This window comes from Cohnella boryungensis (genome assembly GCF_042651945.1).
GTDB classification, from domain to species: Bacteria; Bacillota; Bacilli; order Paenibacillales; family Paenibacillaceae; genus Cohnella; species Cohnella boryungensis.
In genome coordinates, this window is the sequence record NZ_JBHSED010000040.1 from 194,809 (window position 1) to 207,296 (window position 12,488).

The 12,488-nt window shown below is 54.7% G+C and carries 11 protein-coding genes; all 11 read left to right on the forward strand.

Going from position 1 to position 12,488, the window contains the following annotated elements; genetic code table 11:
• The first annotated feature begins 2 nt into the window (after positions 1-2).
• The 11 genes from mraY to sigE all read left to right on the forward strand — a co-directional run bounded on the left by mraY (position 3) and on the right by sigE (position 12,470).
• Positions 3-965, forward strand: a complete 963-nt coding sequence (mraY, locus tag ACFO1S_RS19525) for a phospho-N-acetylmuramoyl-pentapeptide-transferase (RefSeq protein WP_204601237.1) — start codon at positions 3-5, stop codon at positions 963-965.
• Positions 966-995: 30 nt separating this feature from the next.
• The gene (gene murD, locus ACFO1S_RS19530; protein WP_204601238.1) at positions 996-2,435 is read left to right on the forward strand and encodes a UDP-N-acetylmuramoyl-L-alanine--D-glutamate ligase; all 1,440 of its coding nucleotides are present in this window, start codon (positions 996-998) and stop codon (positions 2,433-2,435) included.
• A 45-nt stretch (positions 2,436-2,480) separates the two neighbouring features.
• Positions 2,481-3,578, forward strand: a complete 1,098-nt coding sequence (gene spoVE, locus ACFO1S_RS19535) for a stage V sporulation protein E (protein ID WP_204601239.1) — start codon at positions 2,481-2,483, stop codon at positions 3,576-3,578.
• Between the two features lie 5 nt (positions 3,579-3,583).
• Positions 3,584-4,693 carry an undecaprenyldiphospho-muramoylpentapeptide beta-N-acetylglucosaminyltransferase gene (gene murG, locus ACFO1S_RS19540; RefSeq protein WP_204601240.1) on the forward strand — a complete coding sequence of 370 codons (1,110 nt, stop codon included), beginning with the start codon at positions 3,584-3,586 and terminating at the stop codon, positions 4,691-4,693.
• A 148-nt stretch (positions 4,694-4,841) separates the two neighbouring features.
• Positions 4,842-5,747 (forward strand): UDP-N-acetylmuramate dehydrogenase, encoded by a 906-nt coding sequence (gene murB, locus ACFO1S_RS19545; RefSeq protein WP_204601241.1) that lies wholly within the window; start codon positions 4,842-4,844, stop codon positions 5,745-5,747.
• 16 nt (positions 5,748-5,763) lie between these two features.
• Complete coding sequence (gene murA / locus ACFO1S_RS19550; RefSeq protein WP_204601242.1) at positions 5,764-7,038, forward strand: UDP-N-acetylglucosamine 1-carboxyvinyltransferase; 1,275 nt, start codon at positions 5,764-5,766, stop codon at positions 7,036-7,038.
• Positions 7,039-7,137: 99 nt separating this feature from the next.
• Positions 7,138-7,887 carry a cell division protein FtsQ/DivIB gene (locus ACFO1S_RS19555; RefSeq protein ID WP_204601243.1) on the forward strand — a complete coding sequence of 250 codons (750 nt, stop codon included), beginning with the start codon at positions 7,138-7,140 and terminating at the stop codon, positions 7,885-7,887.
• A 224-nt stretch (positions 7,888-8,111) separates the two neighbouring features.
• Positions 8,112-9,365 (forward strand): cell division protein FtsA, encoded by a 1,254-nt coding sequence (gene ftsA / locus ACFO1S_RS19560; protein WP_204601244.1) that lies wholly within the window; start codon positions 8,112-8,114, stop codon positions 9,363-9,365.
• Positions 9,366-9,418: 53 nt separating this feature from the next.
• Positions 9,419-10,552 carry a cell division protein FtsZ gene (ftsZ, locus tag ACFO1S_RS19565; protein ID WP_204601245.1) on the forward strand — a complete coding sequence of 378 codons (1,134 nt, stop codon included), beginning with the start codon at positions 9,419-9,421 and terminating at the stop codon, positions 10,550-10,552.
• A 213-nt stretch (positions 10,553-10,765) separates the two neighbouring features.
• Positions 10,766-11,731 carry a sigma-E processing peptidase SpoIIGA gene (gene spoIIGA, locus ACFO1S_RS19570; protein WP_204601246.1) on the forward strand — a complete coding sequence of 322 codons (966 nt, stop codon included), beginning with the start codon at positions 10,766-10,768 and terminating at the stop codon, positions 11,729-11,731.
• Between the two features lie 16 nt (positions 11,732-11,747).
• Positions 11,748-12,470 (forward strand): RNA polymerase sporulation sigma factor SigE, encoded by a 723-nt coding sequence (gene sigE, locus ACFO1S_RS19575; protein ID WP_169279871.1) that lies wholly within the window; start codon positions 11,748-11,750, stop codon positions 12,468-12,470.
• Positions 12,471-12,488: the final 18 nt, after the last annotated feature.

Below are 12,488 nucleotides of genomic sequence, written 5' to 3' on the forward strand. Positions count from 1 at the left end.
GCATGGATTACACATCGGTACTTTGGACGCTGGGCGTATCGTTCGTCCTTGCGGTCTTGTTCGGCCCCCTGTTCATTCCACTGCTGCGCAGACTCAAATTCGGTCAGCAGGTTCGCGTCGACGGACCCGAATCCCATCTCAAGAAGTCGGGAACGCCGACGATGGGCGGTATTATTATTCTCGTCGCCCTTACGTTGGCGTTTCTGAGATTCGCGGACGGAGGGCTGCAATACTGGGCGCTTCTGACGGCGTGTCTGGGCTTCGGTCTCGTCGGATTTTTGGATGATTATATCAAAATTGCATTCAAGCGCTCGCTTGGCTTGACGGCCAAGCAGAAGCTTTTTGGACAACTGCTTTTTTCCGGCGTATTTTGCTTTATACTATATCGAATGGATCATAGTACGGTCGTAGGCGTTCCCGGTACCGATTGGTCGATCGATCTCGGCTGGGCGTATTATGCGCTCGTCGTGGTCATGTTCCTGGGCGCGACGAATGCCGTCAATTTTACTGACGGGCTGGATGGACTGTTGGCCGGGACAAGCGCCTTGGCTTTCGGCGCATTTGCCGTCATCGCCGTAGAAGCTACGCAGCCGCAATCGGCAGTGTTCAGCGCGGCCGTCGTCGGCGCGGTGCTCGGCTTTCTCGTCTACAATGCGCATCCCGCCAAAATATTCATGGGAGATACGGGATCGCTGGGGCTGGGAGGCGGTATCGCCGCCGTCGCGATTCTGACGAAGACGGAGCTGCTGCTGGTTGTCATCGGGGGCGTGTTCGTTCTGGAGATGCTCTCTGTTATTATCCAGGTGGCATCGTTTAAGACTCGCGGCAAGCGGGTATTCAAGATGAGTCCCATTCACCATCACTTCGAATTGTCGGGATGGTCGGAGTGGCGCGTAGTCACGACGTTCTGGTTCGTCGGCCTGCTGTTGGCGGGCGCCGGGCTGTTGCTGTTCAAAACAAGCTGAGCGATTAAAGATTAAGGGGCAGAAGATGAAATGATGCAGTTGACAAACTACCGGGGACGGCCGGTCGTCGTTCTCGGCTTGGCCAGGAGCGGCGTGGCCGCCGCCAAGCTGTTTCACGGCGTAGGCGCGCACGTCGTTGTGAATGACAAAAAGGAGCGGGATCAATGCCCCGAAGCCGATGAACTGGCGGCTTTGGGCATTTCTGTTGTGTGCGGCCATCATCCGGACGGGCTTGTTACGGAACAGACGGCTCTGCTTGTCAAAAACCCGGGAATTCCGTATTCGGCCCCGCCGATCGCCGAAGCGCTGCGGTTGGGCGTCGAAGTGGTGAGCGAGGTTGAGGTTGCCGGCCTTTTGTCTCCTGCGCCTATCATCGGGATTACCGGCTCCAACGGCAAGACCACGACGACGACGCTGACCGGCGTCCTGCTGGAGGCAGCCGGTCTCAAGCCGCTTGTGGCGGGCAATATCGGGCGTCCGCTGAGCGAGGCCGCCGGAGAGATTGCGGAGGACGGCTGGCTGGTTGCCGAATTGAGCAGCTTTCAGCTGAAGGGAACGTCGGACTTTCGTCCGCGCATCGCTTGCTTGCTCAATATCGCCGAGACTCATCTTGACTATCACGGCACGATGGAGGATTATGTCGGGTCGAAGGCGAAACTGTTCAAGAATCAGACCGCCGAGGACGTGGCGATCTACAATAGGGACGACGAAACTTGTCGGCGCTTGGCGGAATCGTTTAACGGGCGCGCGTTTCCGTTCTCGGTTACGCAGATGCTGGAGACGGGCGTGATGATCGTTCCTCCGTATGCGGAAATCCGTCCGACGGACGGTGAAGAGGACGAGGAAGCAGAGCGCTGGATCGTCAGCCGGGACGGTCAGGGCAAGGAGCAGCGTATTCTGCGCGTAGACGAGCTGGGCATTCCGGGCCGGCACAATGCGGCCAACGCCCTGGCCGCCATTGCGATTGCGCTGGCCGCAGGGGCCGAGCCCGAGCTGCTTGCCGAGCCTTTGCGCGCGTTCCGCGGCGTGGAGCATCGTCTGGAATATATTGGAGCCTATGGCGGCGTGAAGTTCTATAACGACTCCAAAGCAACCAATCCGATGGCCACGACGATGTCGATTTTATCGCTTCCCTCCCCGCTTATCCTGATTGCGGGAGGCCTGGATCGGGGCTCGGATTACATGGAGCTTCTCCCCGTATTTCGCGACCGTCTGAAAGGGCTGGCTGCGATTGGGGAGACAAGAAGGAAGATCGGACGCGTAGCGGAGCTGTCCGGTTTAGCGAACGTGAAAATCGTCGAACCTGTAGAGGACGCCGAACAAACGCTTCGTCAAGCCGTACGGGAAGCTGCAGCTATGGCCGAGCCGGGAGACATCGTGCTTCTGTCTCCTGCTTGCGCGAGCTGGGACATGTTCCCTTCCTATGAGGTTCGAGGCCGCATTTTTAAGCAATCGGCGCATACGTTGTAAGAGGGGGCATGTCCCCACTCTTGCGATTCGTGAGGTGTCCGGTTCATGGCCAAATCCCGTTCCGTACCCGATGTATGGATGATCGCCGCAACGCTCGGCATACTTGCCATCGGCGTTGTTATGGTATACAGCGCCAGCGCTGTAGCGGCTTTTCATGATTACGGGGATTCTTATTATTATGTCAAAAGGCAGTTGATCTTCGCCGCCCTCGGAATTGTTTCCATGTTCGTCATGATGAACGTGGAGTATACGTTCTGGCGCAAATGGGCCTTGCCGGCGCTGCTGGTTTGCTTCGGGTTGCTCGTCGTCGTGCTGATTCCCGGGCTGGGCGTTGTCCGGGGCGGAGCCCGCAGCTGGCTGGGCATCGGATCCTTCGGCATTCAGCCGTCCGAATTCATGAAGCTGGCTATGGTATTTTTTATCGCCAAGCTGCTGTCGGAACGCCAAAGCCAGCTCACGCATTTCTCCAAAGGTTTGCTGCCGCCTCTCGGCATATTGGGGGCGGCTTTCGCCCTCATCATGCTGCAGCCGGATCTGGGCACCGGAACCGTCATGATCGGAGCCTGTCTGCTCGCGATTTACGTTGCGGGCGCCAAGCTGTCTCACCTGGCCGGACTCGGCATGCTGGGCGTTGCGGGCCTGGTGGGCCTTATTGCGGCTGCGCCCTATCGCTTGCAGCGGATTACGGCGTTTCTGGATCCCTGGCAAGACCCGCAGGGCGCCGGCTACCAATCGATCCAGTCGCTGTATGCGATCGGACCGGGAGGGCTCGTCGGACTCGGATTGGGGATGAGCCGTCAGAAATACAATTATTTGCCGGAGCCGCAGACGGACTTTATTTTTTCCATATTGGCGGAAGAGCTCGGATTTATCGGGGGCTCCTTGCTCATTATGTTGTTCTTGCTTCTTATCTGGCGAGGCATGAGAACGGCCATTACGCTTACCGATCCTTTTGGCAGCTTCCTTGCGACAGGCATTGTCGGCATTTTTGCCGTACAGGTGCTGATCAATATCGGCGTCGTTATAGGTCTGCTTCCGGTTACGGGAGTTACGCTGCCGCTCGTGAGCTACGGAGGCTCGTCGCTTACGCTACTTCTTACAGCTTTGGGCATTTTATTGAATTTATCCCGTTATTCGAGGTGACTTTCATGCGTGTCGTGTTAACCGGAGGAGGTACCGGGGGACACATCTACCCCGCGCTGGCCATAGGCCGCGAAGTATCGGAGAGACAACCGGGCTCGTCATTGCTTTATATCGGGACGAGTCGCGGCTTGGAAGGCCGAATCGTGCCGGAGCAGGGCATTGCGTTCGAAAATATAACGATTACCGGTTTCAGACGTTCCCTATCGCTGGAGAATGTGAAAACCGTCATGCGATTTCTTAAAGGGGTACGTCGCTCCAAGGAGCTGCTTCGTCAGTTCAAGCCGGATGTCGTCGTGGGTACGGGCGGGTATGTCTGCGGTCCCGTCGTATACGCGGCCTCGCGTCTGGGCATTCCGACACTGATTCACGAGCAGAATGTCGTGCCTGGACTCACCAATAAGTTTCTTAGCCGCTATGTGGACGGAGTCGCAGTCAGCTTCGCCGAATCCGCCAGCCATTTCAAGAATTGTTCGAACGTCGTTTACGCAGGCAATCCTTGCGCGACTCGCGTGCTGCATGCAGACGGACGTCAGGGTTATGAATCCTTGGGCATGAAGCCGGGTACGCCCTTTGTGCTGATCGTGGGGGGCAGCGGCGGAGCAAGAGCGCTTAACGACGCGTTTGTTCGAATGCTGCCTTTGCTCAAGAAGCTCCCGGAGGTTCATTTTGTATTCGTGACGGGAGAAAGATTTTACAAGGATGCTGAGGATGCGGTAAGAAGAGAACTTCGCGAGGGTACGGACCGGGTCAAGGTGCTGCCCTACATCGGCAACATGCCCGACGTATTGGCGGCATCGTCTTTGTACGTGGGCCGCGCAGGAGCTTCCTTCCTGGCGGAGGTGACGTCTCTCGGATTGCCGTCGCTTCTTGTTCCGTCGCCGAATGTCACGAACAACCATCAGGAGGCGAATGCCAGAAGCCTGATGAATGCCGGGGCCGCGAACATGATTCTTGAGCGTGAGTTGAGCGGAGAGGCGCTGTTCGCCGGTATTGACTCGATCATGGGAGATCGGACGCGTAGGGATGCCATGTCCGAATCTTCTCGTAATCTCGGTATGCCAGAGTCGGCTGCCATCATTTATGATCAGATCGTTGGCTTGCAACGCAAAAGATAAACGAGCTTCTTCGGAAGGATTGCCAATGGGCGTTTGTCACCACCCCTGCCCAGCCGTCATAAGATACAGCGTGATCGTGACTGTCGACCCGAGAGTTCAGGATACGACGGCAACGCGCAGCCCCGAAGGACGTAGGGAGGATATTGTCATGCAGCAGTTGGTTGCTGAGCTGGAGCAAGCGGGAATCGGAGAAATACGCTTGAGAGAACCGTTGTCCAGGCATACGACCTGGAAAATCGGCGGACCGGCGGATTTGCTGATTATTCCGACAAGCGATGAGGAGCTTGAAGCAGCCTTGCGCCTATGCGCTCGCCATGGAGTGCCATGGACCGTGCTGGGCCGGGGGTCCAATACGCTGGTGTCAGACAAGGGAGTCCGAGGGGCAGTCATCAAGCTCGGCGAGGGCTTCGATGAGGTGCGGTTCGATGGCGATAGGGTGAGCGCGGGAGCATCTTATTCGTTCATCAAGCTGTCCGTCATGGCCGGCAAGGAGGGGCTAACCGGACTGGAGTATGCGGGAGGAATTCCAGGCTCGGTAGGCGGTGCCGTCTATATGAACGCCGGAGCTCACGGCTCCGACATTTCACGTATCTTACAGTCCGCTAGCGTCGTGTGGGAGGATGGGAAGCTGGAAGTGCTGGGAAACGAGGAAATGAAGTTTTCCTATCGCCATTCCATTCTGCAAGAACGGCGGGGAATTATTACCCGTGCGGTGTTTAAGCTCGAACATGGGGACCGCAAGGAGATTGCGGCGGCAATGGCCACGTATAAGGATCGCCGGCGTCGTACCCAACCGCTGCAGATGGCTTGCGCGGGCAGCGTCTTTCGCAATCCGCCGAACGACCACGCCGCAAGGCTGATCGAGGCGGCAGGCTTGAAAGGGCTGCGAGAAGGAGCGGCCGAAGTTTCCCAACTGCACGCCAATTTTATCGTTAACCACGGCGGCGCTAAGGCTGAGGACGTCCTTGCCTTAATCAGGAGAGTGCAGCAAATCATCGAACAAACCTATGGAATATCGCTTGTGCCGGAGGTTCTCTTGATGGGTGAGCGGTAACCCGGAGGTGAAACCCTTGGACAATCTGGTGATTGAAGGCGGCTATCCGCTTTCGGGCACCGTCCGTATCCATGGAGCCAAAAATGCCGCTTTGCCGATACTTGCCGCCAGCTTGCTTGCGGAGGGAGAGGTGAAGATTCGCAACGTCCCGAGGCTTCTAGATATCGAGGTCATGCTGGACATTTTGCGGGATCTCGGGTGCAAAGCCCGGCATCAGGATACGGTGGTGACCGTGGAGACGGCAGTTGCGACATCCTCTCACATTCCGGAAACGCTGATGCGCAAAATGCGTTCCTCGGTATTTCTGATGGGGCCTCTTCTTGCGAGATTCGGAGAAGTACAGCTTTATCAGCCCGGAGGCTGCGCGATCGGGGAGAGAAAGATCGATTTGCATCTGCGCGGCTTGGCTGCACTGGGTGCGAGGATCGAAGAGAAGGGAAGCAGGATCGTCTGTTCCGCCCGCCGTCTGCACGGAGCCGAGATCAGCTTGGATTTTCCCAGCGTCGGGGCGACGGAAAATATTATGATGGCGGCTGTGCTGGCCCGTGGAAAATCGACGATTATCGGTGCGGCCAGAGAGCCGGAAATTCAAGATTTGCAGTCTTTCCTCAATCGAATGGGCGCGCAAGTGAGCGGAGCCGGAACGGACACGATTACGGTTGATGGAGTCGAGCGGCTCTACGGATGCGATTTTCAAGTTATCCCCGATCGGATCGTGACCGGAACCGTCATGGTTGCAGCCGCGGCCACGAGGGGAGAGGTCACGCTTGAGAATACGCAGCCCGCGCACCTCACATCGCTTATTCACGTCCTAAGGCGCGCAGGTGTTCAAATCGAGGTTGGCAATGATATAATGAGTGTCGGTGCATTTAAGAGGCCGCTGGCCGTTGATCGCATCGTCACGTCGCCTTACCCGGCATTTCCGACCGACATGCAGGCTCAGGTCATGACCTTGCTGGCTTTGGCAGACGGTGTCAGTGTGCTGAAGGAAACGGTATTCGAAGGCCGATTCAAACATGTGGAGGAATTGTGCCGCATGGGGGCCGACGTGAGGGTTGATCTGAACCATGCGTTCATCCGGGGGGTTCCGCAGCTTTTCGGCACGACTGTGGAAGCGACGGATCTTCGGGCGGGAGCGGCGCTTGTCGTAGCCGGACTGGCGGCGCAAGGCCGCACAATAGTAGAGCAGGTTCATCACATTGATCGTGGATATGATCGAATCGAGGAGATGTTCCGCAAGATTGGCGGCAGCATCACCCGAGAGGTTCACAAGAGCAAGGTTTACAGCTAACGGTGACGGTCCCCTGCGGCAGAAGTCTTTTCCGCTGCGGGGCTTTTTACTAAAGTTTATAGGACAAGCAGGCGATTGACGCCGACGGGAGGGACATTCGTGAGCGAGAGAATACCTGCGTTGAAGAGAGAAGCGGAGGCGCCCAGAACCAGGCGCGGGAAGAAGCTGCTGAGACTCGTCATCGCTCTTGCGGTCATCGTTTTGATCGTGCTGTTCTTTCGGTCCTCTCTGTCCGAAATATCCGAGATTCGAGTGGAGGGCACAGAATTCGTCAGCCGCGAGGAGGTCATTCGGGAGCTCGGGGTTTCTCCTGGCGATTCCTTCTTTTTTCCCGGAACCGGGAAGCTGAAGGCGCGCCTTGAATCGCTAAAGCCGATAGAGAGCGTCCAGATTACCAAGAACTTTCCCGGCGTGCTTCGCGTCGAGGTGAAGGAGTATCCTCAGGTTGCGGTGCAACTGGCGGCGGACGGCAAAATGTCGGCAGTTCTGGCCAACGGCCTCCTGTTTCCGATGCCTGAAGGCAAGCTGCTGGATAAGCCGATCCTGTCCGGCTGGCAGCCGGGAGATGCCAACCTTACACTTCTGTGCAGCGTGTTGGTCAGTCTTCCCAATTACCTTCTGGCAGATTTGTCGGAAATTCATCCGGATCCATCGACCTCCTTCCCGGACCGAATCAAGCTGTTTACGCGTTCTCGCTTCGAGGTCACTACCGCGATTCATCTATTGGAAGATAAAATTGCGTATCTGAGCGATATCGTGCAAAACCGCGAGCCGGGCAGGATAACAATGTTGGAAGCGGACTATTATTCGTCTTATTCGGCGGAAAATGTTACAGAAGAGCCCCAGTAAGCCGATAAACTTAAGGAAAAGGGCCCTACTCAATACATAAAAAGAATGCTAGAATTTCATTTATGGGTGATTGAGGTAACATTCACAAAGCTTGATGTTCATCCAACAAGTACTAATTAAAAATATTGTTGAAAAAAGAGGGAAAGTCCCGCGAATGTGGAATACATAGAGGATGCATCCCTTGTACGCAGCTATTTTCATCGATCTACGGGAGGTGCCACCGGTTGAGCAACAACGACCTCATCGTCAGCCTGGATATCGGAACTTCGAAAATTCGGGTGATTATCGGGGAGATCAGCAACGGGGCCATTAACATCATTGGCGTCGGTTCCGCGGATTCAGACGGAATTCGTAAAGGCGCCATTGTCGATATTGACCAAACCGTGCAGTCCATCCGCAATGCCGTCGATCATGCCGAACGCATGGTCGGTATCGGTATCAGCGAAGTTTATGTCGGAATATCCGGCAATCATATTGCATTGCAGACCAATCACGGAGTCGTTGCAGTTTCCAATGAAGACAGGGAAATCGGGGAAGAAGATATCGAGCGCGTGCTGCAAGCGGCCAAGGTCGTCGCTTTGCCGCCTGAACGCGAGATCATCGGACTCGTACCCAAGCAATTTTTAGTAGACGGTCTTGCAGGCATTCAAGATCCGCGAGGCATGATCGGCGTTCGGCTTGAAGTCGAATGTACGATCATAACCGGAACGAAAGCGGCAGTGCATAATCTGATGCGCTGTGTCGAGAAGGCAGGATTGAAAATATCCGGTCTTATCTTGATGTCTCTGGCGTCGGGAATGATGGCGCTGACCAAAGACGAGAAGCAGATGGGAACCGTGCTTGCGGACATCGGAGCGGGTTCCACCACTTTGGCGATTTTCGAGGGCGGCAGCCTGTCGGCCGTCTCTACGCTTCCGATCGGCGGAGACTACGTCACGAGCGATATTTGCTACGGCTTGAAGACGCAGACGGAGCACGCGGAGAAAATCAAGCTGAAATACGGCTGCGCGCGAATTGACGATGCGGCGGAGGACCAGAAGTTTAAGGTGATGCGCGTCGGGAGCAACATGGAGAAGGAGTTTTCTCAATTTGACCTCGCGAACATCATAGAGCCTCGCATGCAAGAAATTTTTCAAATGATACGGCAAGAAGTGAAGAGACTCGGATATCATGACAAGATTAACGGTTACGTTCTGACGGGCGGATCGGTTTCTTTGCCAAGCGTTCTGCCGCTGGCTCAGATCGAATTGGAATCCAACGTCAGAATCGCCGTTCCGGATTATATCGGAGTCCGTGATCCCTCCTTCAGCAGCGGTGTCGGCATGATTCAATATGTCACGAAATACGTTCGAACGCGCGGCGCAGTCGGACCCAAACGTGCTCCTAAAGCTAAGGCGACAACGGCTAGCGGCACGGTTGCGGCACCTAAGCCTGGCATAGTTGAATGGTTCAAAAACATGTTTAAAGAATTTATTTAAGCCGCCGCTTAGGAGAGAACCATTCAAGCGAAGCAAGGAGGAGTAAGCAAATTATGTTGGAGTTTGATTTTGAATTGGAACCACTTGCGAAAATAAAGGTCATCGGAGTTGGTGGCGGCGGCAGCAACGCTGTGAACAGGATGATCGAAAACGGCGTCAAGGGCGTCGAATTTATTACCGTTAATACGGATGCGCAGGCTTTGCATCTTACGAAATCCGAGCAGAAGCTGCAGATCGGGGACAAGCTTACAAGGGGGCTTGGAGCCGGAGCCAATCCTGACGTGGGAAAGAAAGCTGCTGAAGAATCGCGAGAATTCATTACGAATTCGCTGCGTTCAGCGGATATGGTGTTCGTCACTGCAGGTATGGGTGGCGGTACCGGGACAGGGGCAGCTCCTGTCATTGCAGAGCTGGCCAAGGAGTGCGGCGCGCTGACGGTAGGCGTCGTTACCCGTCCTTTTACATTCGAAGGCCGCAAGCGTTCCACGCAAGCGGAATTGGGAATCGAGGCTCTCAAAGAGAAAGTCGATACGCTTATCGTTATTCCTAACGATAGACTGTTGGAGATTGTCGACAAGAAGACGCCGATGCTGGAGGCGTTCCGCGAAGCGGATAACGTCCTTAGGCAAGCGGTTCAAGGCATTTCCGACTTGATTGCCGTACCTGGACTGATCAATCTCGACTTCGCCGATGTCAAGACAATCATGTCCGAACGCGGCTCCGCTCTAATGGGGATTGGACAAGCTTCCGGTGAGAATCGGGCCATGGAAGCCGCTCGCAAAGCGATCATGAGCCCTCTTCTTGAGACATCGATCGAGGGTGCACGCGGCGTCATAATGAACATCACTGGCGGCTCGAATTTGAGCCTATACGAGGTCAATGAAGCGGCGGAAATCGTCATTGCCGCATCCGACCCGGAAGTGAACATGATTTTCGGAGCGATTATCGACGATAACTTGAAGGACGAGATTAAGGTTACCGTTATCGCGACGGGATTTGAGCACAAAGGCCCAGCACGCCGTTCGGTGAGCCCGGCTGCATCTGCGCCGCAGCCTCAACAGGAGCAGTCCGGCACTGCCGAACCGCGCCAGACGAACAACCTTCGCCCGTTCGGCAACTCCGGCGTCTCTAACGATCAGTTGGATATTCCGGCCTTCTTACGCAATCGGCCTCGCGGCGACCGCTAGACGGCATAATCATTAAAGCAAGCTTAGACCTCGGTTTCACTACATTGTGGAGCTGGGGTTTTTTGTTGTTCTCATCGACAAAAAAAGGCTTTGAAGCTCGGCAAGATTAGACAGACTCCGAAATCGAAAGCGGCTATACTGGGTTCATCCGTCCCGGCCTGCATATCCCGATATCCAAGCTTCAGGCGATGAAGGATGGGGGAGACTCCCGCCATGACCGTATACGTCGATCTTGTGTTTTTAACCAATTTGGCCGTTGACAGCACCGTACTAATGACAACCGCCAAGGTCAGACATCTAAGACCAACCCGAACGCGACTGTTTGGAGCCGCTTTGCTTGGGGCTCTTTATGCGGCAATGATGTTCTGGGCGAATATTCCCTACCTATACTCCTTCGGAGTTAAAATATTCGTCTCTGTTCTTATGGTGCTGCTAGCATTCGGTTACGGAGGTCCGTTGAAGTATATTCGCGTCTTTACCGCTTTCTACGTAGTTAATTTTGCGACGCTTGGCGGTGTCATAGGCCTGTCCTTCTTGCTACGCTCGGCAGATTCTCCTTGGGGGGCAATATCGTATTCGGAAAATGGGGGATTAATTCTAGAGTGGCAGATGCAGCTAAGCTTATTTGTTGTTGCTCTTCTGATCTCGATATGGATGTTTCGAAGCGCTGCCGCAACTAGTCGCAAGAGACAAGAGTTGGAACAATTATTCTGGCGAATCGAAATTCATATCGGTGACGGAAGATGGACGATGAAGGCATTGCTCGATACCGGAAATCGATTGTACGATCCTTTGACACGAATTCCCGTCATGATCGTGGAGTCGAGTGTCTGGGAAGAGCAATTGCCTGCAGGATGGGTTAAGCGGTTAAAGGATGAGCCGCCAGACCGGCTGATCTCCGAGCTTGACGTCGGTTCGCCGGAGCCCTTCGAATGGGCAAGCCGTTTGCGATTGGTCCCTTACCGGGCAGTCAACGGCTCCAGCAAGCTGATGCTGGCGATTAAGCCGGACAGCGTAACGCTGCTGCGGGATGGTCATCCTCCAATTCAGGTCAGTCGTGTGCTCATTGGTTTAGATGGAGGCACTTTGTCATCCGAAGGAACTTATCGGGCTATCATCCATCCGGATATGGCCCAGGCCGACTCTGCCTCGTCGTCGGCTCCATCTCAACCTGCGTGACAGGAGGTTAGCCGTAATGTTCGTTAACTTGAAATTGAGGTCCCAGCTATCGTTTTATCGCCTGTTATTCTGGTTCGGCTGGAAGAGCGAGGAAGTGTATTACATTGGCGGCAGCGAAGCATTGCCGCCGCCGCTCAGCAGAGAAGAGGAGGAATACCTGCTGGAGCGGCTGTCCACGGGAGATGCCGCGATTCGGGCTATGCTGATTGAACGGAACTTGCGTCTAGTCGTCTATATCGCCCGCAAGTTTGAAAACACAGGCATTCATATCGAGGATTTGGTATCGATCGGGGCGATCGGACTTATTAAAGCAGTCAACACGTTTGATCCGGACAAAAAGATCAAGCTTGCTACCTATGCCTCCAGATGCATTGAAAACGAGATTCTCATGTACCTAAGAAGGAACAGCAAGACGAGGACCGAGGTTTCCTTCGATGAGCCGCTCAATATCGATTGGGATGGCAATGAATTGCTTCTGTCAGATGTGCTTGGAACAGAGAATGATACGATTTACCGCAATATCGAGGAGCAGGTCGACCGCAAATTGCTTCATAAGGCGTTAGACAAGTTAAGCGAGCGTGAGCGAACAATTATGGAATTACGGTTCGGTCTCGCCGATGGTGAAGAGAAGACGCAGAAGGATGTCGCGGATCTTCTTGGGATTTCACAATCCTACATTTCTCGGCTGGAAAAGCGCATTATCAAACGGCTGCGTAAGGAATTCAACAAAATGGTTTAGAATTATAAGAAAATTCGG

Excerpts from the sequence above, each read along its gene's own strand:
- mraY (WP_204601237.1), top strand. The coding sequence starts at position 3 with ATGGATTACACATCGGTACTTTGGACGCTGGGCGTATCGTTCGTCCTT.
- murG (WP_204601240.1), top strand. The coding sequence starts at position 3,584 with ATGCGTGTCGTGTTAACCGGAGGAGGTACCGGGGGACACATCTACCCC.
- spoVE (WP_204601239.1), top strand. The coding sequence starts at position 2,481 with ATGGCCAAATCCCGTTCCGTACCCGATGTATGGATGATCGCCGCAACG.
- ftsZ (WP_204601245.1), top strand. The coding sequence starts at position 9,419 with ATGTTGGAGTTTGATTTTGAATTGGAACCACTTGCGAAAATAAAGGTC.
- murD (WP_204601238.1), top strand. The coding sequence starts at position 996 with ATGATGCAGTTGACAAACTACCGGGGACGGCCGGTCGTCGTTCTCGGC.
- sigE (WP_169279871.1), top strand. The coding sequence starts at position 11,748 with ATGTTCGTTAACTTGAAATTGAGGTCCCAGCTATCGTTTTATCGCCTG.
- murB (WP_204601241.1), top strand. The coding sequence starts at position 4,842 with ATGCAGCAGTTGGTTGCTGAGCTGGAGCAAGCGGGAATCGGAGAAATA.
- spoIIGA (WP_204601246.1), top strand. The coding sequence starts at position 10,766 with ATGACCGTATACGTCGATCTTGTGTTTTTAACCAATTTGGCCGTTGAC.